Below are 19,641 nucleotides of genomic sequence, written 5' to 3' on the forward strand. Positions count from 1 at the left end.
TCGGCTAACGGCGCGGATGGTCCGGGGAGCCGTTCATCATCCGCAGCATGGGCAGGCCGCCGGTGCGGGCGAAGCGGACCACGAGCACCGCCGCGAGCAAGAGGAAGGCCAGGTCCAGCCACGTGGTGTAGTTCCAGGAAATCCCGTCCTCGCCGAAGCGCGCGGCGCGCTGGGACGGCACCAGCCCGGCGGCGCCGAACAGCAGCTCGACGAGGTAGCCGGCGCCCGCCATCGCGGCGTAGAAAGTGCCGAGCAGCACGAACATCACCCGCAGGCCGTAATACTTCCGGTAGATGTTCAGGATCGGCAGGATCAGCAAGTCGGCGAAGAGGAACGCGACGACGCCGCCGAAGCTGATGCCGCCGTTCCACAGCACCGCGGCCAGCGGCACGTTCCCGATCGAGCAGACGAACGACAGGATCGCCACCACCGGCCCGATCAGCGGGCCCCACAGCGCGGAAGCCAGCGGGTGGCCGTCGAAGAACAGCGCCTGCCACCACGAGTCCGGCACCCACGCGCCGACCGCGCCGGCGATCAGCAGGCCGAGCACGATGTCGCGCAGCACCGCGGCCCACTCCATCACGAAAACGTGCGCCACGGCGGTGAAGCCGTCCGGCGAGCTGAGCCGGCGCAGGAACGAGCCCTCGCCGCCGACGGACATGTCCATCGCGGCGTGGCCCTCCATCGAACCGGCCACGCCCCGCTCCGCCTGTTCCCGGGCCCGCGCCACCAACCCGGTGCGGACGAACAGGCGGAACAGCAGCGCCAGCAGCACGATCATCAGCGGGCCGCCGACGAACTCGGCCAGCGTGAACTGCCAGCCGAGCAGCAGCGCGAGGATGATGCCCAGCTCGGCCACCAGGTTCGTCGAGCCGATCTCGAACGCCATGGCCGCGGTGAAGTCCGCGCCCTTGCGGAAGAGCGACCGCGCGAGCGCGACGGCGGCGTAGGAGCACGAGGAAGACGCGGCGCCCAGCGCGGTGGCGGTGGCCAGGGTGCGCGGGCGGTGGTCGCCCATCAGCCGCACGATCGTCGACTTGCGCACCACCGCCTGCACCGTCGCGGACAGGGCGAAGCCGAGGATCAGCGCCCAGAGGATCTCCCACGCCATCGAACCCGCGAGCGCCAGCGCCCGGCCGATCGCGTCCACGGCTGCCTCCTGCCCGACCCGTCGCTGGTACCGGCCGATCATCGCGGGCGCCGCCGCCCGTTGCAAACTGAAACACGTTCTAATAATGTGCGGAGGTGTGAAATACGGGATCGTGCTTTTCACCAGCGACCGGGGCATCACCCCGGCGGCCGCGGCGCGGGCGGCGGAGGACGCGGGCTTCGACGCCTTCTACGTCCCCGAGCACACGCACATCCCGGTGCGGCGCTCGGCGCCCCACCCGCGCACCGGGGACGAAACCCTGCCGGACGACCGGTATCTGCGCACGCTGGACCCGTGGGTCGCGCTCGCGACCGCGGCCTCGGTGACCACCCGGATCCGGCTCGCCACCGCCGTCGCGCTGCCGGTGGAGAGCGATCCGATCACGCTCGCCAAGACCGTCGCGAGCCTCGACCACCTCTCGGGCGGGCGGGTGACGCTCGGCGTCGGCTTCGGCTGGAACACCGACGAGCTGGCCGACCACGGCGTGCCCGGCAAGAAGCGCCGCACCGCCCTGCGCGAGTACCTCGAAGCGATGCGCGAGCTGTGGACTGCCGACGAGGCCAGCTACTCCGGCGAGTTCGTCGAGTTCGGTCCCAGCTGGGCGTGGCCGAAACCGGTCCAGCCGCGGATCCCGGTGCTGGTCGGCGCGGGCGGCACGGAGAAGACGTTCCGCTGGATCGCGCGCTCGGCCGACGGCTGGCTCACCACTCCGTCCGAAATGGACATCGAGGAGAACGTCGCGCTGCTGCGGCGGATCTGGCGCGAGGAGGGCCGCGAGGGCGAGCCCGAGGTGGCCGCGCTGGGCCCGCGGCCCGACCCCGATCTGCTGGCCCGGATGGAAGCCGCGGGCGTGACCGAGACGATCTTCGGGCTGCCCGACCGCGAGCCCGCCGAGGTCGAGGCGTGGCTCGGCCGGCTGGCCGGGAAGCTCGGCCGGGAAAGGATTACCGGATCCTGACAACTTGCTGACCGGTGCCCACCGGTTTTCTGCGATTCCGGCGCCCGGCGGGGTCTCGCGCCCAGCCGGGTGAAGGAGAATCAGCAGTGAACCCGTTGTGGCACAAGGCCATCGCGCTGGCTGTCGTCGCCGGCAGCACCGCCGCCCCCGGCCTGGCGCCGCCGTCTTCGATCGGCGCGGACGGCGTCGGCGACCCGTATTTCCCGCAGGACGGCGACCCCGCGAGGCCGGATTCCTTCGCCGGTGACACCACGGTGCGGGCAACGGCGAAACAGGATCTCGACCGGTTTCGACCTCGACCTGGAGGGCTTCGCCGTCAGCTCGGTGACGGTGAACGGGGTGCCGGCGCGTGAGGTCGCGCGCTCGGGCGCGCACGAACCCGTGATCACGCCGCCGGCACGGGTCCGGCGGGGGAGTGCGTTCGCGGTGCGGGTGGTCTACTCCGGCAAGCCGACGGGGGCGAGCTGGCACCAGCTGCAGGGCGGCGGCGTCGACGTCACCGGCGAGCCGCACTCGGCCACCGCGTGGTTCCCGCTGAACGACCACCCGTCGGACAAGGCGGCGCTGCACCTGGAGGCGACCGTGCCCGCGGCGTGGACGGTGATCGGCAACGGCCGGCCGGGGCCGACGTCGGAGCGAGACGGGCTGAAGACGTTCCGCTGGAACGAAGATCACCCGATCGTCTCCTACGCGACGACGATGGCGATCGACAAGTTCACCGTGCACACCTCGAAACTGGCCGACGGCACACCGGTGATCAACGCGTACGGGCAGAACACGACCTACCTGCCGGATTCCGAGGCGCTGGTGCCGAAGATCATGGCGTTCCTGACGAAGGCGTTCGGCCCGTACCCCTTCGACGCCTCCGCCGTGCACGAGCCGGCCCACCAGTGGTTCGGCGACTCAGTGTCCTTTTCGGACTGGCGCGACGGCTGCTTCGCCGAGTGCTTCGCCCAGTACACCGGCCAGCTCTGGGACGAGGCCGAGAACGGCGCCGACCTCGACAGGTCCTACCGCGAGATCGTCGCGAGCCATGCGGGCGACGCGGCGTACTGGGCGGTGCCGATCTACGACCCGGGCAAGGATCGCCCGCTCGACTACGCCCTGTACGACCGCGGCTCGCTGATGCTCCACGCGCTGCGCCGCACCATGGGCGACGGCAGGTTCTTCGGCCTGCTCCGGCACTGGGCCACCACGCACCGTGACGGCAATGCCTCCTGGCCCGACTTCGAACGCCTCGCCGCCCACGACGCCGGGCAGGACCTGTCGGGGTTCTTCCGGGCGTGGGCGCACAGCACGGTGATCCCGCCGGAGCCGTACCTGCACCCGGGACCGCTCCACGGCTGAGCCCACCACCCCTGAACCAGTCGGTTCACCTGAACGAGTGAAGTCACGGTTCGGCCGTCATTCCGGTGGTCCACTGCCCTCTGTGGTGGTGTGGCGGTAACCGGCCGGCACGCCCCCCGACTGGCCGGTTACCGCTGTTGCCTGTTCACAGCCGGGAAACAGCGGCATTCGGGTGCCGCCCGGCGGGGCGATTGGCGCGCCACCGCACCGCCCGAGAGACTGGACCGGTGCAGAGCCCCGCCGCCGACGAGGCACCCGAGAACGCCGTCCCGCCCGAGCTGGCCGAGCTGGCCGCCGCCTATGGCGTGGCGACCCGTTACGAGAACTCCGACCAGGTCGAGGTCCAGGTGGAGGCCGAAGTCGTCGTCGCGGTGCTCGCGCAGTTCGACGTCGACGCCAGTACCCCCGAGGCCGTCGCGGCGGGGCTGGCCGAAGTCCGTGCAAGCCGGGACACCACCGCCCTGCCGCCGACGCTGGTCGTGCGCGAGGGGCAGGAACGGGACCTCGGCCGGGCCGCCACGGTCGAGCTGGAGGACGGCACCACCCGCGACGTCGGCACCTCGCTGCCCGCGGACCTCCCGCTCGGCTGGCACCACGTGCTCACCGCCGACCGGCGCGTGCCGCTCGCGGTCGTCCCGGCGAAGCTGCCCGATGTGCCGCCCGCCTGGGGCTGGATGCTCCAGCTCTACTCGCTGCACTCCGGCGAGTCGTGGGGGATGGGCGACTTCGGCGACCTCAAGACCGTCGCCGCGCGCTCGGCCGCCGAGCTGGACGCCGGGGTGCTGCTGGTCAACCCGGTGCAGGCGTTCAGCCCGGCGCACCCGGTCGAGCGCTCGCCGTACTCGCCGTCCAGCCGCCGGTTCGCCAACCCGGTCTACCTGCGGGTCACCGCGACCGAGGCCTTCGCGAACGCCGACGGGGAAACCCGCGCCAAGGTGCTGGCCCTCGCGCCCGGCGCGGGCGAGCTGATCGACTACGACGCCGTCTGGACGGCCAAGAACAGCGCCCTCGAACTGCTCCGCCCGCACCACCCGCGCCCGGTCGAGCTGGACGGCGACCTGCGGGACTTCGCGACGTTCGGCGCGCTCGCCGAGGTCCACGGCGCCGACTGGCGCGAGTGGCCGGAACCGCTGCGCGACCCGTCGAGCCCCGCGGTCGCCGCGGCCCGCGAGGAGCTGGCCGGGCGCGTCGAGTTCCACGGCTGGCTGCAGCAGCTCTGCCACGAGCAGCTCGACGACGTCCGCCGCGCCGCCCGTGAGGCCGGGATGCCGGTCGGCGTGGTGCACGACCTGCCCGTGGGCGTCCACCCCGGCGGTGCGGACACCTGGGCGCTGCGGGAGGTCTTCGCCGCGAAGGTCCGCGTCGGCGCGCCGCCGGACGCGTTCAACCAGCAGGGCCAGGACTGGAACCTGCCGCCGTGGCGCCCGGACCGGCTGGCCGAGGCCGGCTACGCGCCGTTCCGCGACGTCGTGCGCGGGGTGCTCCAGCACGCCGACGGCATCCGCGTCGACCACATCGCCGGGCTCTGGCGGCTCTGGTGGATCCCGCCGGGCGAGCCCGCCGGCCGCGGCACGTATGTGCACTACGACGCCGAGGCGATGCTCGGGGTGCTCGCGCTGGAGGCGCACCGCGCGGGCGCCGTGGTGGTCGGCGAGGACCTGGGCACGGTGGAGGACACCGTCACCGAGACCATGCACGCGCGCGGGCTGCTCAGCTCCGCCGTGCTGTGGTTCCAGCGCGACTGGGACGCGCCGGGCCAGCCGTTCGTCCGCCCGGCGGAGTGGGATCCCGAGGCGATGGCCAGCATCTCCACCCACGATCTGCCCACGGTCGCGGGCTGGCTGGCGGCGGAACACGTGCGGGTGCGCGCCGAGCTGGGCTTGCTCGACCGGCCGGCCGCCGACGAGTACGCCGAGGCAGCGGCCGAACGCGCTGCGTTGCTGGACCTCGTTGCGCGGGAGGGGATCTCCGACGGCGACCTGGTCGTGGCGTTGCACACGCTGCTGGCCTCGGCGGCTTCGCGGCTGGTACTGACCTCGCCCGCGGACGTGGTGGGGCAGCTCCGGCAGCCCAATCTGCCCGGCACCGTCGACCAGTACCCTAACTGGCGGATTCCCTTGCCCGTCACCGTCGACGGGTTCTTCGCCGATCCCCGGGTGCACGCGGCCGTGGCGCCGTTGAAGGCCGCCCGGCCGCTGCCCTAGCGGGATCGCCGAACCCAGTCCCTGTCGTCGGAACCGAAGCAACACAAGGAGAGCCCCGTGCGCCCCTGGCCCGGAACGCCCTATCCCCTCGGCGCGACCTACGACGGGGTGGGGACCAACTTCGCGTTGTTCTCCGAGGTGGCCGAGCACGTCGACCTGTGCCTGTTCGACGACGACGGCACCGAGACGCGGGCGCGCCTGGAGGAGGTGGACGGCTTCGTCCACCACGGCTACCTGCTCGGCATCGGCCCCGGCCAGCGCTACGGGTTCCGCGTGCACGGCCCGTACGACCCGGAGCGCGGCCTGCGCTGCAACCCGGCCAAGCTGCTGATCGACCCGTACGCCAAGGCGCTTTCCCGCGGCGTCGACTGGACCGAGGCGCTGTTCGGCTACCGCTTCGACGACCCGGAGCAGCGCAACGACGACGACTCCGCGGGCCACGTGCCGTACTCGCTGGTGGTCAGCCCGTTCTTCGACTGGGCCAACGACCGCGCGCCGCGCACCCCGTACCACGAGACGGTGATCTACGAAGCCCACGTCAAGGGCATGACGATGACGCACCCCTTCGTGCCGGAGCGGTTGCGCGGCACGTACGCGGGGCTGGCGCACCCGGCGGTGGTGGAGCACCTGAAGAAGCTGGGCGTGACCGCGGTCGAGCTGATGCCGGTGCACCAGTTCGTCACCGACCACGGGCTGGACCAGAAGGGCCTGCGCAACTACTGGGGCTACAACACCATCGGCTACTTCGCCCCGCACGACGGCTACGCGGCGATGCCCGGGCAGGGCGGCCAGGTCCAGGAGTTCAAGGGCATGGTCCGCGCGCTGCACGAGGCGGGCATCGAGGTGATCCTCGACGTCGTCTACAACCACACCGCCGAGGGCAACCACCTGGGCCCGACGCTGTCCATGCGCGGCATCGACAACGAGGCCTACTACCGGCTGGTCGAGGACGATCCCCAGTACTACATGGACTACACCGGCACCGGGAACTCGCTGAACGTGCGCAACCCGCACACGTTGCAGCTGATCATGGACTCACTGCGGTACTGGGTGACCGAGATGCACGTCGACGGGTTCCGGTTCGACCTCGCCTCGGCGCTGGCCCGCGAGTTCTACGACGTCGACCGGCTGTCCACGTTCTTCGACCTGGTGCAGCAGGACCCGATCGTCAGCCAGGTGAAGCTGATCGCGGAGCCGTGGGACGTCGGCCCCGGCGGCTACCAGGTCGGCAACTTCCCGCCGCTGTGGACGGAGTGGAACGGGCAGTTCCGCGACACCGTGCGCGACTTCTGGCGCGGCGAGCAGGCCACGCTCGGCGAGTTCGCCTCCCGGATCACCGGCTCCTCGGACCTGTACCAGGACGACGGCCGCCGCCCGTTCGCGTCGATCAACTTCGTCACCGCGCACGACGGCTTCACCCTGACGGACCTGGTGTCCTACAACGAAAAGCACAACGAGGCGAACGGCGAGGACAACCGCGACGGCGCCGACGACAACCGTTCGTGGAACTGCGGGGTCGAAGGCCCGAGCGACGACCCCGAGGTGGTCGCGCTGCGGGCCCGCCAGCGCCGCAACCTGCTCGCCACCAACCTGCTCTCCCAGGGCGTGCCGATGCTGCTGCACGGCGACGAGTTCGGCCGCACCCAGCAGGGCAACAACAACGCCTACTGCCAGGACACCGAACTGTCCTGGATGGACTGGGAGCTGGCCTCGGCCAACCACGACCTGGTCGAGTTCACCGCCGGGCTGACCGCGTTCCGCCGCGCGCACCCGGTGTTCCGGCGCCGCCGGTTCTTCCAGGGCAAGCCGCTGCGCAAGGGCGAGGAGCTGGGCGACATCGCCTGGTTCACCCCGGCCGGCGAGGAGATGACCGAGCAGAACTGGGACGACGGCTTCGGCAAGTCCGTGGTCATCTTCCTCAACGGCGAGGGCATCCCGGACCTCGACCCGCGCGGCATGCGGGTGGTCGACGACTCGTTCCTGCTGGCGTTCAACGCGCACTACGAGGACATCGCGATGACCTTGCCGGGCAACGGTTACGGCCGCGAGTGGACCGTGGTCGTGGACACCGCGACCGGCGAGGTCGGGCACGCCGACGGCGAGCTGGTGCCCGGCGGCGGCAAGCTGAACCTGGCCGCGCGGTCGCTGGTCGTGCTGCAGCGGACCGCCGGAGAGGACGACGAGTGAACAAGCCTTCGTCGACGTACCGGGTTCAGCTGCGCCCGGAGCTGACCTTCACCGACGCCGCGGAACTGGTCGATTACCTGCGCGCGCTCGGCGTCGGCGCGATGTATGTCTCGCCGGTGCTCGACGCGACTCCCGGCTCCACCCACGGCTACGACGTGGTCGACCCGACGCGCGCGCGGCCCGAGCTGGGCGGCGAAGAGGCCCGGAAGGCGTTGTCGGCGCGGCTCAAGGCGGCCGGGCTCGGGCTGGTCGTCGACATCGTGCCGAACCACATGTCCGTCGAGGTGCCGAAGGCCAACGCGTGGTGGTGGGACGTGCTGCGCCACGGCCGTGAGTCCGCGCACGCCGGGTACTTCGACATCGACTGGAGCCGTGGCCGCCTGCTGCTGCCGGTCCTCGGTGACGATGACGCCGTCGCCGATCTGGCCGTGGAAGGCGACGAACTCGTTTATTACGACCACCGCTTCCCGCTCGCGCCCGGCACCGATCAGGGGAGTCCGCAGGAGGTCCACGGCCGTCAGCACTACGAGCTGGTGGGCTGGCGCCGGGGCAACGCGGAGCTGAACTACCGGCGGTTCTTCGACATCACCAACCTCGCCGCGGTCAGCGTCGAGCAGCCCGGGGTGTTCGCCGAGACGCACGGCGAGGTGCTGCGCTGGGTGGCCGACGGCGACGTCCAGGGCCTGCGCGTGGATCACCCGGACGGCCTCGCCGACCCCGGCGGCTACCTGACGCGGCTGCGCGAGGGCGCGCCGGGCGCGTGGCTGGTGGCCGAGAAGATCCTGCACCCCGGCGAAGCGCTGCCGCAGAGCTGGCCGGTGGACGGCACCACGGGATACGACGCGCTGCGCGAGATCGCGGGGGTGTTCGTCGACCCGGCCGCCGGCCCCGCGTTCACCCGGCTGGCCGCCGAACTGGGCGGCCGCACCGATTACCACGCAGTGGAGGAGCAGGCCCGCCGCCTGGTCACCGACCGGATCCTGGTCGCCGAAGTGCGCCGGATCGCCGCGTTGCTGAGCGGCGTGGAGACCGAAGCGGCACGGGCGGCGGTGGCCGAGGTGATGATCGCGTTCCCGGTCTACCGCTCGTATCTGCCCGAGGGCGGCGAAAACTGGGCCGCGGCGCTCGAGCTGGCGCGGACCCGGCGGCCGGACCTGGGCGCGGCGCTCGACGCGCTGGACGCGCAGGTGCGCGGCGAGCCCGGCGGCGAGCTGGCCACGCGGATCCAGCAGACCTCGGGCATGGTCGTGGCCAAGGGCACCGAGGACACCACCTTCTACCGGTTCACCCGGTTCGCCGCGCTGAACGAGGTCGGCGGCAACCCGGACCGGTTCGGCCTCGGCGTCGCGGACTTCCACGTGCTGGCGGAGAACCGCGCCGCGGCGTACCCGGCGACGATGACCGCGCTGACCACCCACGACACCAAGCGTTCCGAGGACACGCGGGCGCGCCTGGCCGTGCTGTCGGAGGTGCCGGACGAGTTCGCCGCCGCGGTCCGGCGGTGGACCGCGCGCCGGCCGGTCGACGAGCCCGCGCTGAACCTGCTGGCCTGGCAGACGCTCGTCGGGGCGTGGCCGATCAGCGCCGAGCGGCTGCGTGGCTACCTGGACAAGGCGGCCAAGGAGTCGAAGCTCCGCACCACTTGGACCGACCACGACGAGCCGTTCGAACGGGCCGTCGCCGCGTGGCCCGGGCAGGTGCTGGGCGACGCCGAGCTGGCCGCCGACGTCGAGGCGTTCGTCGAGCGCGTGCGCGGGCCGGGCTGGGTGAACTCGCTCGGCCAGAAGCTGGTGCAGCTGGCCGGCCCCGGCGTCCCGGACGTCTACCAGGGCACCGAGCTGTGGGACCTTTCGCTGGTGGACCCGGACAACCGGCGCGAGGTGGACTACGGCGTGCGCCGCGAGGCCCTCGGCCGGGTGCTGGCGGGCGAGCAGCCGGAGGTCGACGAGACCGGCGCGGCCAAGCTGCTGGTGGTGCAGAAAACGCTGACGCTGCGGCGGGATCGGCCCGAACTGTTCACCGGCTACCGGCCGCTGCACGCCGAGGGCGCCGCAGCCGACCACCTGCTGGCGTTCCAGCGCGGCGAGGACCTGGCCGTGGCTGTGACCCGGCTGCCGGTCGGGCTGGCGCGCGAGGGCGGCTGGCGCGACACCGTGCTGCCGTTGACCGAGGGTGTCTGGACCGACGTGCTCACCGGCCGCGCTGTCGGCGACCGGCCGGCCGCGCTCTCGCTGTTCGACCGCTACCCGGTGGCTTTGCTGGTACGAGGGGACTCCTGATGTTCACGGTGTGGGCGCCCGAGGCCGAACGCGTGCGGGTGCGGGTCGACGGCGCCGACCACGCCATGACAGCGGCGACCGGCGGCTGGTGGCGCGCCGACGTCACCGGCACCGACTACGCGTTCCTGCTCGGCGATGACGAAAAGCCACTGCCGGACCCGCGTTCGCTTCGCCAGCCCCACGGCGTGCACGAGGCCTCCCGCGTGTACGACCACTCGGCGTTCGCGTGGACCGACAGCGGTTGGACCGGACGCCCACTGCCCGGCGGTGTCGTCTACGAGCTGCACCTGGGCACGTTCACCGGAGGCGGCACGTTCGACTCGGCCATCGAACGGCTGGGCCACCTGGTGGACCTCGGCATCACCCACGTCGAACTGCTGCCGGTGAACTCCTTCGACGGCACCGCGGGCTGGGGTTACGACGGCGTGCTGTGGGGCGCGGTGCACGAGCCGTACGGCGGGCCGGACGGGCTGAAGCGCTTCGTCGACGCCTGCCACGCACGCGGTCTGGCGGTGGTGCTCGACGTGGTCTACAACCACCTCGGCCCGTCCGGCGCCTACCTCGACCGGTTCGGCCCGTACTTCGCCGGGGCCACCGACTGGGGCGCCGGGCTGAACCTCGACGGCCCGGGCTCCGACGAGGTCCGCCGGTACGTGATCGACAACGCGCTCGGCTGGCTGCGTGACTTCCACGCCGACGGCCTGCGCCTCGACGCCGTGCACGCCCTGGTCGACAAGCGCGCGACGCACCTGCTGGAGGAGCTGGCCGCCGAGGTCGAGGAGCTGTCCGCGGCGGTGCGGCGGCCGCTCACGCTGATCGCGGAGTCCGACCAGAACGACCCGAAGCTCGTCACCACCCGCGAAGGCGGCGGCTACGGGCTGGGCGCGCAGTGGTCCGACGACCTGCACCACGCGTTGCACGTCCGGCTCACCGGCGAGACCACCGGGTACTACACCGACTTCGCCGCGCCGGGCGCGCTCCCGAAGACGTTGCGCGAGGTCTTCTTCCACAACGGCACCTGGTCCTCGTTCCGCGAGCGGACGCACGGGCGCCCCCTCGACACCCGCAAGGCGCTCGGCCACCGGTTCCTCGCCTACCTGCAGAACCACGACCAGATCGGCAACCGCGCGACCGGCGACCGGCTCTCGGCCACGGTCTCGCCGGGCAAGCTGGCCTGCGGCGCGGCGGTGGTGTTCTGCTCGCCGTACACGCCGATGGTGTTCATGGGCGAGGAGTGGGCCGCGAGCACGCCGTGGCAGTTCTTCGCCTCGTTCCCGGACCCGGTGCTGGCCGAGGCGGTGCGCACGGGGCGGCGGCGCGAGTTCGGCCGGCACGGCTGGGGCGAGGCCGACGTGCCGGACCCGATGGACCCGGCCACCGTCGCCCGCTCCCGGCTCGACTGGGCCGAGCCCGGCCGCGAAGGCCACCGCGAGATGCTCGAGCTGTACCGGACGCTGATCCGGTTGCGGCGGGAGCGTCCGGAGCTGGCCGACCCGCGGCTGGCCGGGCTCGTGGTGGAGGCCGCGCCGGACGACTCCTGGCTCGTGCTGCACCGCGGCGCGCTGCGGCTGGCGTGCAACTTCGGTGCCGAAGAGGTCACCGTCCCGCTGGGCGGTACGGCCGACGAGGTGCTGCTGACCTGGGGCGCGCCCGGGCCCGACCTGGCGGGCCAGGCGGCCGTGCGCCTGCCGGGGGAGTCGTTCGCGCTGGTCAGCACCGGTCCCTGAGGCCCGCCAGGGTCTGGCCGAACCCCTGACCCGGACGTGCACCGGTCCCGTTCGGGCGCGGACTTTGGGAAGATCTGCGCATGGCCACGCGACCCGCATCCGACACCCAGGTCCTCGCCGGACGACCGTTCCCGCTCGGGGCCCACCCCGAGGCCGGGGGCGTGCGCTTCGCCGTCACCTCCGCCGTCGCCGACGCCGTGGAGGTCTGCCTGATCGCCGACGACGGGTCCGAGCGCCGCATCGAGCTCACCGAGCGCACCTTCGGCGTGTGGCACGGCCTGGTCCCCGGCGTGACTCCCGGGCAGCGGTACGGCTACCGCGTGCACGGCCCGTACGACCCGTCGCGCGGGCTTCGCTGCAACCCGGCGAAGCTGCTCGTGGACCCGTACGCCTACCGCATCACCGGACGGCTCACGAACCTGCACGCCGCGCAGGGCTTCGTCGGCGACCCGGCCCGCGGCCCGGCGTCCACTGTGGACTCACTGGGCAGCGTGCCGCTCTCGGTGGTGATGTCGCCGGGCGGGCCGGACACCGGCGCGAAGCCGGAGGTGCCGTTCGAGGAGTCGGTGATCTACGAGGTGCACGTGAAGGGGTTCACGGAGCAGCACCCGTTCATCCCGGAGGCGCTGCGCGGCACCTACCTCGGCCTCGCGCACCCGGTGTCGATCGAGCACCTGGCCCGGCTCGGCGTCACCACGGTCGAGCTGCTGCCGGTGCACGCGTTCACCGACGAGCCGTCGCTGATCCGCGCGGGACGGCACAACTACTGGGGCTACTCGCCGCTCGGCTACTTCGCGCCGCACCCGCGCTACGCGAGCGAGCCGGGGCGTGAGGTCGAGGAGTTCCGCACCATGGTGGCGGCGCTGCACGCGGCCAACATCGAGGTGATCGTCGACGTCGTGTTCAACCACACCTGCGAGGGCGGGCCGGACGGGCCGACGCTGTCGCTGCGCGGGCTCGACGCCCCGGCCTACTACCTGCACACCAAACGCGGGCACATGGCCGACATCACCGGCTGCGGCAACACCCTCGACGCGGGCTCGCCCACCGTCGTCCGCCTGGTCACCGACTCCCTGCGGTACTGGACGCAGGAGCTGGGCGTGGACGGCTTCCGCTTCGACCTGGCCAGCACGCTGGGCCGCCCGCGCGGCGGCATGTTCGACCGCGATTCGACCATGCTCACGGCCATCACCACCGACCCGGTGCTCTCGGGCTGCAAGCTCATCGCCGAGCCGTGGGACGCGACGGGGGAGGGCTACCGCGTCGGCGACTTCGGCGCGCAGTGGGCCGAGTGGAACGGCCGCTACCGCGACACCCTGCGTGACTTCTGGCGCGGCGCGACGGGCGTGCGCGACCTCGCCTTCCGGCTTTCCGGGTCGTCGGACCTCTACGACCACAACCTGCGCCGCCCGTGGCAGTCGATCAACTTCGTCACCGCGCACGACGGCTTCACCCTGCGGGACCTGGTGTCCTACAACGACAAGCACAACGAGGACAACGGCGAGGACAACCGCGACGGCACCGACGACAACCGCTCGTGGAACCACGGGGTGGAGGGCGAGACCGACGACGCGGCCGTGCTCGCGCTGCGCACCCGCCAGGCCCGCAACCTGCTCGCCACGCTGCTGCTGTCCACCGGCACGCCGATGCTCACCGCGGGCGACGAGATGTGGCGCACCCAGGGCGGCAACAACAACGCCTACTGCCTCGACGACGAGACGTCCTGGCTCGACTGGACGCCTTCGGCGGCCTCGGAGCCGATGCTCGCCTTCACCCGGCGGCTGGTCCGCATCCGCGCCGAGAGCCCGGCGCTGCGCCAGCCGGAGTTCTTCGAGGGCCGGACCACGCCCACCGGCAAGCCCGACCTGATCTGGTTCCGCCCCGACGGCGAGGAGTTCGACGAGGTCGACTGGTTCGACGAGGACCGCCGCTCGCTCTGCCTGTGGATCGACGGCTCCAACAGCCAGGCCCGCAACCGCGAGGGCGCGCTGGTCACCGACCACTCGTGGCTGCTCGTCCTGCACGCCGGCGACGAGCCGCTCGAGGTGGTGCTGCCCGGCCGCGAGTACGGCGAGACCTACAAGCCCACCCTCGACACCAGCACCGCCGACGGGGTTTCCGGCCATCCCGCCGTGCTGGAGCCGAAGGCGCGCATCACCGTCGAGGCCCGGTCGCTGCTGCTTTTGCGGGCCCCGCGCGATTTCGTGGAAGGGCCGCAGACGCCGTGAGGAACCCGGCTCGAACACAGCCGCGAAACACAAAAGTCGCGTGATGTTCACGATTTCGCTGCGCGGGTCCCGGCGTGCCGAAACCCGTAACGTGAAAGAACTTCCGCTCCGATGGAGTCGTGTCGCCCGTCCGGGTGGCGGGTAGGTTCGGGGAAAGGCCCCGCTGTCAAGGGCTTTGATCGAATCAGGCACACTGACCGTGCTCGCGTCCGCACAGTCACGAATTCGGTTAAAGGGGCGTTGCCATGACCGGCCGGCTCGGTATCGACGAGGTCACGCCCACCGTGAGCTGTGGCCGGTATCCGGCCAAAGCCGTTGTGGGAGAACACTTCCCGGTGTCCGCGACGGTGTGGCGCGAAGGCCACGACGCGGTGTCGGCCACCGTCGCCTGGCGCGGGCCGGGCGACCGGGTGTCGCGCCAGACCCGGATGGTGGAGCAGGGCACCGGGCTCGACCGGTTCGCCGCCGTGGTGGTGCCCGACGCCGAGGGCATGTGGACCTACCGCGTCGACGCGTGGAGCGATCCCTGGGCGACCTGGGAGCACGCCGTGGAGGTCAAGATCGCGGCCGGGCAAGGGCCCGGCGAGCTGGAGAACGACCTCGAGAACGGCGCGCGCCTGCTCGACCGCGTGTCCCGCCGCCCCGACCGCCGCGCCGAGCGCGGCCTGCTGGCCGGCGCCGCCGCGGCGCTGCGCGACGACGAGTGCGACCTGGCCGGGCGCGTCGGCCCCGCGTTGTCGCCGGAGATCCGCCGGCTGATGCACGAGTTCCCGGTGCGCGAGCTGATCACCAAGGGCAAGCCGCTCAAGCTGTGGGTCGACCGCAAGCGCGCCGCGTTCGGCTCCTGGTACGAGCTGTTCCCGCGGTCCACCGGCGGGGTCGACGAGCACGGCCGGGCGGTGCACGGCACCTTCGCCACCGCCGCCGACGCGCTCGATCGCGTCGCGGGCATGGGCTTCGACGTCGTGTACCTGCCGCCGATCCACCCGATCGGGCGAGTGAACCGCAAGGGCCCCAACAACACCCTCGGCGCCGGGCCGGAGGACGTCGGCTCGCCGTGGGCGATCGGCGCCGACGAGGGCGGCCACGACGCGATCCACCCGGACCTCGGCACGATGGAGGACTTCGACGAGTTCACCGCGCGCGCCGAGGGCCTCGGCCTGGAGGTCGCGCTCGACCTCGCGCTGCAGGCCGCGCCCGATCACCCGTGGGTGCTCAAGCACCCCGAGTTCTTCACCACCCGCCCGGACGGCTCGATCGCGTACGCCGAGAACCCGCCGAAGAAGTACCAGGACATCTTCCCGGTCAACTTCGACAACGACCCGCGCGGCATCTACGACGAGGTGCTGCGGGTCGTGCTCCACTGGGTTTCGCACGGGGTGCGCATCTTCCGGGTGGACAACCCGCACACCAAGCCGCCGGACTTCTGGGCCTGGCTGATCCAGTCGGTCAAGGACGCGCACCCGGACGTGCTGTTCCTGGCCGAGGCGTTCACCCGCCCGGCGCGGCTGTGGGGGCTGGCCAAGCTCGGCTTCACCCAGAGCTACACCTACTTCACCTGGCGCACGACCAAGGAGGAGCTGGTCGAGTTCGGCGTCGACCTGGTGGAGCACTGGGACCACGGCCGGCCGAACCTGTTCGTCAACACCCCGGACATCCTGCACGAGTCGCTGCAGCACGGCGGCCCCGGCATGTTCGCGTTGCGGGCGGCGCTCGCCGCCACGCTGTCGCCGACCTGGGGGGTGTACTCCGGCTACGAGCTGTTCGAGCACGAGCCGGTGCGCCCGGGCAGCGAGGAGTACCTCGACTCGGAGAAGTACCAGCTGCGCCCGCGCGACTTCGCCAGGGCGCTGGCCGAAGGCCGTTCGCTGGAACCGTGGATCACCAAGCTGAACGCGATCCGGCACGCGCACCCGGCGCTGCACGGCATGCGGTCGCTGCGGTTCCACCACATCGACAACGGCGCGCTGCTGGCTTACTCCAAACAGGACCCGGCCACCGGCGACACCGTGGTGACGGTGGTCAACCTCGACCCGCACGGCGCCCAGGAGGGCACCCTCTGGCTCGACCTCGACGCGCTCGGGTTCGAGTGGCACGAGCGGCTGATCGCGCACGACGAGGTCACCGGGGAAACCTGGGACTGGGGCCAGGCGAACTTCGTCCGGCTCGAACCGTGGCGCGCGGTGGCCCACGTGGTCTCCGTCCGGCGCCGGCTCGCGTAACGACTCGCGGCGCTTCTCGACAACTCAGCACCCCGGCAACTCAGCGGATTCATCAACCACCCTGCGCCCGCGGCATGCGGCAGGGACGATCGAACGTACCCAGCGAACGCGGGACGAGGTGGAGTTCATGGACAAGGGTGACCGGCCCGACGCGACTCTGGGAACGACCCTGGAGGGCGTGCCCCACACCGGGGAGGCGATGGACGCCGACGGCATGCTGGTCGAACCGCAGGCGGGCGACTTCGAGCCGGCCGAGCAGGCGCCCAGCAACCCGCACTGGTTCAAGGGCGCGGTGTTCTACGAGGTGCTGGTGCGCGCGTTCGCCGACTCGAACGGCGACGGCACCGGCGACCTGCGCGGGCTGGCCGGCCGGCTCGACTACCTGGAGTGGCTGGGCGTCGACTGCCTCTGGCTGCCGCCGTTCTACGCCTCGCCGCTGCGCGACGGCGGCTACGACATCAGCGACTGGCGCGCCGTGCTGCCGGAGTTCGGCACCGTGGACGACTTCGTGCACCTGCTCACCGAGGCGCACAAACGCGGCATCCGGGTGATCACCGACCTGGTGCTGAACCACACCTCCGACGCGCACCCGTGGTTCCAGCAGTCGCGCTCGGACCCGGACGGCCCGTACGGCGACTACTACGTGTGGAGCGACGACGACTCCCGCTACGCCGACGCGCGCATCATCTTCGTCGACACCGAGACGTCCAACTGGACCTACGACCCGGTGCGCGGGCAGTTCTACTGGCACCGCTTCTTCTCCCACCAGCCCGACCTGAACTTCGAGAACGCCGAGGTCCAGGAGGCGATGCTGGACGTGCTCCGGTTCTGGCTCGACCTCGGCATCGACGGGTTCCGCCTGGACGCCGTGCCCTACCTGTTCGAGCAGGAGGGCACCAACTGCGAGAACCTGCCGCGCACGCACGAGTTCCTCAAGCGCTGCCGCAAGGTGGTCGACGACGAGTACCCGGGCCGGATCCTGCTGGCCGAGGCGAACCAGTGGCCCTCGGACGTGGTCGAGTACTTCGGCGACCCGGCGACCGGCGGGGACGAGTGCCACATGGCGTTCCACTTCCCGCTGATGCCGCGCATCTTCATGGCCGTGCGCCGCGAGTCGCGGTTCCCGATCTCGGAGATCCTGCTGCAGACCCCGCAGATCCCGAGCGGCACGCAATGGGGCATCTTCCTGCGCAACCACGACGAGCTGACCCTCGAGATGGTCACCGACGAAGAGCGCGACTACATGTACTCCGAGTACGCCAAGGACCCGCGGATGAAGGCCAACATCGGCATCCGCCGCCGCCTGGCGCCGCTGCTGGACAACGACCGCAACCAGCAGGAGCTGTTCACAGCGATGCTGCTGTCCCTGCCGGGCTCGCCCGTTCTGTACTACGGTGACGAGATCGGCATGGGAGACAACATCTGGCTCGGCGACCGCGACGCGGTCCGCACCCCCATGCAGTGGACCCCGGACCGCAACGCCGGCTTCTCCGCCTGCGACCCCGGCCGGATCTACCTGCCGGTGATCATGGACCCGGTCTACGGCCACCAGGCGCTCAACGTCGAGGCGCAGTCGAACAACGCGTCCTCGCTGCTGAACTGGACCCGGCGGATGATCGAGGTGCGCAAGCAGCACCACGCGTTCGCCGAGGGCGACTTCGTGGACCTCGGCGGGTCGAACCCGAGCGTGCTCGCCTACAAGCGCCAGTGGCGGCGCCCGGACGGGCGCGAGGACGTGGTGCTGTGCGTGAACAACCTCTCGCGCTTCCCGCAGCCGGTGGAGCTGGACCTCGCCGCGCACCGCGGCGGGGTGCCGGTCGAGCTGACCGGCGGGGTCCGTTTCCCGGGCATCGGCGAGCTGCCGTACCTGCTCACGCTGCCCGGTCACGGGTTCTACTGGTTCCAGCTCCTCGAGCCGGAAGACGAAGGCGAGATGAGGTGAGTCCCTTGACCGACCCCGGTCACCTGGTCGACGAACTGGTCACCGAGCTCCCGGGCTGGCTGCCGTCCCAGCGGTGGTTCGCGGGCAAGGACCGGCCGGTGACCGCGGTGCGGCCGCTCGGGGCCACGGTCCTGATCGACGGCGACCCGCAGCTGCTGCACGTGGTCGTCGAGGTGATCCAGGGGGACCGGCAGGAGCCGTACCAGCTGCTGGTCGGCCGTCGGTCGCACCCGCCGGAGATCGCGTCTTCGTCGTGGATCGGGGCCGACGGCGGGCTGAACTTCTACGAGGCGAGCGGCGACGCGGACCTGACCGCCTTGCTGCTGGACAAGATCGTGGCCCAGGGGCGCGTCGGCCCGCTGGTCTTCGAGCACGAACCGGGCGCCGAGCTGACCGGCGGCCTGCGGGCCCGGCCGATCACCTCCGAGCAGAGCAACACCTCGCTCGTCTACGGCGGGCAGTACATCCTCAAGCTGTTCCGCAAGCTGAGCCCCGGCCTCAACAAGGACCTGCTGCTGCACCGCGCGCTGCAGACCGCGGGCTGCGAGCACATCGCCGAGGTGGTCGGCTCGATCACCGGCGAGCTGGCGGGGGAGCCCACCACGATCGGCATGCTGCAGGTGTACCTGCCCGACGCCGTCGACGGCTGGGCGATGGCCACCACCAGCGTCCGCGACCTGATGGCGGAGTCCGAGCTGCACCCGGAGGAGCTGGGCGGCGACTTCGCCGGCGAGGCCGAGCGGCTGGGCACGGCCGTGGCGAAGGTGCACGCGGACCTCGCGTCGGCGCTGGGCACCGAGCCGGTCGACGCCGACGAGCTGGACCGCACCGTGAAGGCGATGGCCGACCGGCTGGACGAGGTCGCCCACGCCGTGCCGGAGCTGGCCGAGCACGTGCCGGCGCTGCGCGCGTCGTTCGACGCCGTGCGTGAGCTGCCGCCGGGCTCCTCGCCGATCTCGATGCAGTACGTCCACGGCGACCTGCATCTCGGCCAGGTGCTGCGCACCGTCGGCGGCTGGCTGCTGCTGGACTTCGAGGGCGAGCCGGCCGCGCCGGTGGCGGAGCGGCACGCGCTGCGCTCGCCGTTGCGCGACGTCGCGGGCATGCTGCGCTCGTTCGACTACGCGGCCCAGCAACTGCTTGTCGGCCAGCCGGACGACCCGGCGCTGACCGAGCGGGCCCTGGAGTGGGCGCGCCGCAACCGCGCCGCCTTCTGCGAGGGTTACGCACTCGGCGCCGCCGCGCCGCTGGGCGACCCGCGCGAGCACGGGGAACTGCTCCGTGCCTTCGAACTCGACAAAGCGGTGTACGAGGTCGCCTACGAGCACGCGAACCGGCCGGACTGGCTGGCCGTCCCGCTCGCGGCGATCGCCCGCATCACGCACGGAGGTGAGTGA

The 19,641-nt window shown here is 71.8% G+C and carries 12 protein-coding genes; 11 read left to right on the forward strand and 1 reads right to left on the reverse strand.

All coding sequences use genetic code 11. From position 1 onward, the window contains the following. Positions 1-4: 4 nt before the first annotated feature. Entirely contained in the window at positions 5-1,150 is a 1,146-nt protein-coding gene (locus BMY97_RS39010; RefSeq protein ID WP_091627851.1) for a permease, read from the reverse strand. A 97-nt stretch (positions 1,151-1,247) separates the two neighbouring features. Between BMY97_RS39010 and BMY97_RS39015 the strand changes: the two genes are divergently transcribed. The 11 genes from BMY97_RS39015 (at position 1,248) to BMY97_RS39060 (ending at position 19,641) form a co-directional block, all read left to right on the forward strand. Continuing rightward, positions 1,248-2,108 carry an LLM class F420-dependent oxidoreductase gene (locus tag BMY97_RS39015; protein WP_091627783.1) on the forward strand — a complete coding sequence of 287 codons (861 nt, stop codon included), beginning with the start codon at positions 1,248-1,250 and terminating at the stop codon, positions 2,106-2,108. An 86-nt stretch (positions 2,109-2,194) separates the two neighbouring features. After that, a complete protein-coding gene (locus tag BMY97_RS47910; RefSeq protein WP_218156976.1) occupies positions 2,195-2,461 on the forward strand; it encodes a hypothetical protein in 267 nt (88 codons plus the stop codon). After that, positions 2,433-3,455: a M1 family aminopeptidase gene (locus tag BMY97_RS39020; protein WP_218156977.1), complete on the forward strand. Its 1,023-nt coding sequence runs from the start codon at positions 2,433-2,435 to the stop codon at positions 3,453-3,455. Before BMY97_RS47910 ends, BMY97_RS39020 begins: the two co-directional genes overlap by 29 nt. A gap of 227 nt (positions 3,456-3,682) precedes the next feature. After that, positions 3,683-5,659 (forward strand): 4-alpha-glucanotransferase, encoded by a 1,977-nt coding sequence (malQ, locus tag BMY97_RS39025; RefSeq protein ID WP_091627784.1) that lies wholly within the window; start codon positions 3,683-3,685, stop codon positions 5,657-5,659. Between the two features lie 57 nt (positions 5,660-5,716). Then, positions 5,717-7,846, forward strand: coding sequence for a glycogen debranching protein GlgX (glgX, locus tag BMY97_RS39030; protein ID WP_091627786.1), 2,130 nt, complete (start codon positions 5,717-5,719; stop codon positions 7,844-7,846). Then, complete coding sequence (gene treY, locus BMY97_RS39035; protein WP_091627788.1) at positions 7,843-10,125, forward strand: malto-oligosyltrehalose synthase; 2,283 nt, start codon at positions 7,843-7,845, stop codon at positions 10,123-10,125. The genes glgX (BMY97_RS39030) and treY overlap by 4 nt, the downstream gene beginning before the upstream one ends. Further along, a complete protein-coding gene (gene treZ, locus BMY97_RS39040) occupies positions 10,122-11,852 on the forward strand; it encodes a malto-oligosyltrehalose trehalohydrolase (protein ID WP_091627852.1) in 1,731 nt (576 codons plus the stop codon). The genes treY and treZ overlap by 4 nt, the downstream gene beginning before the upstream one ends. Before the next feature lie 80 nt (positions 11,853-11,932). Then, the gene (gene glgX, locus BMY97_RS39045; RefSeq protein WP_091627789.1) at positions 11,933-14,080 is read left to right on the forward strand and encodes a glycogen debranching protein GlgX; all 2,148 of its coding nucleotides are present in this window, start codon (positions 11,933-11,935) and stop codon (positions 14,078-14,080) included. Between the two features lie 245 nt (positions 14,081-14,325). Further along, a complete protein-coding gene (locus BMY97_RS39050; protein WP_091627791.1) occupies positions 14,326-16,302 on the forward strand; it encodes a maltotransferase domain-containing protein in 1,977 nt (658 codons plus the stop codon). A 127-nt stretch (positions 16,303-16,429) separates the two neighbouring features. After that, positions 16,430-18,244 carry a maltose alpha-D-glucosyltransferase gene (treS, locus tag BMY97_RS39055; RefSeq protein ID WP_091627854.1) on the forward strand — a complete coding sequence of 605 codons (1,815 nt, stop codon included), beginning with the start codon at positions 16,430-16,432 and terminating at the stop codon, positions 18,242-18,244. 5 nt (positions 18,245-18,249) lie between these two features. Next, positions 18,250-19,641 (forward strand): maltokinase N-terminal cap-like domain-containing protein, encoded by a 1,392-nt coding sequence (locus BMY97_RS39060; protein WP_091627792.1) that lies wholly within the window; start codon positions 18,250-18,252, stop codon positions 19,639-19,641.

It is taken from the genome of Amycolatopsis saalfeldensis (genome assembly GCF_900110575.1).
GTDB lineage: Bacteria > Actinomycetota > Actinomycetes > Mycobacteriales > Pseudonocardiaceae > Amycolatopsis > Amycolatopsis saalfeldensis.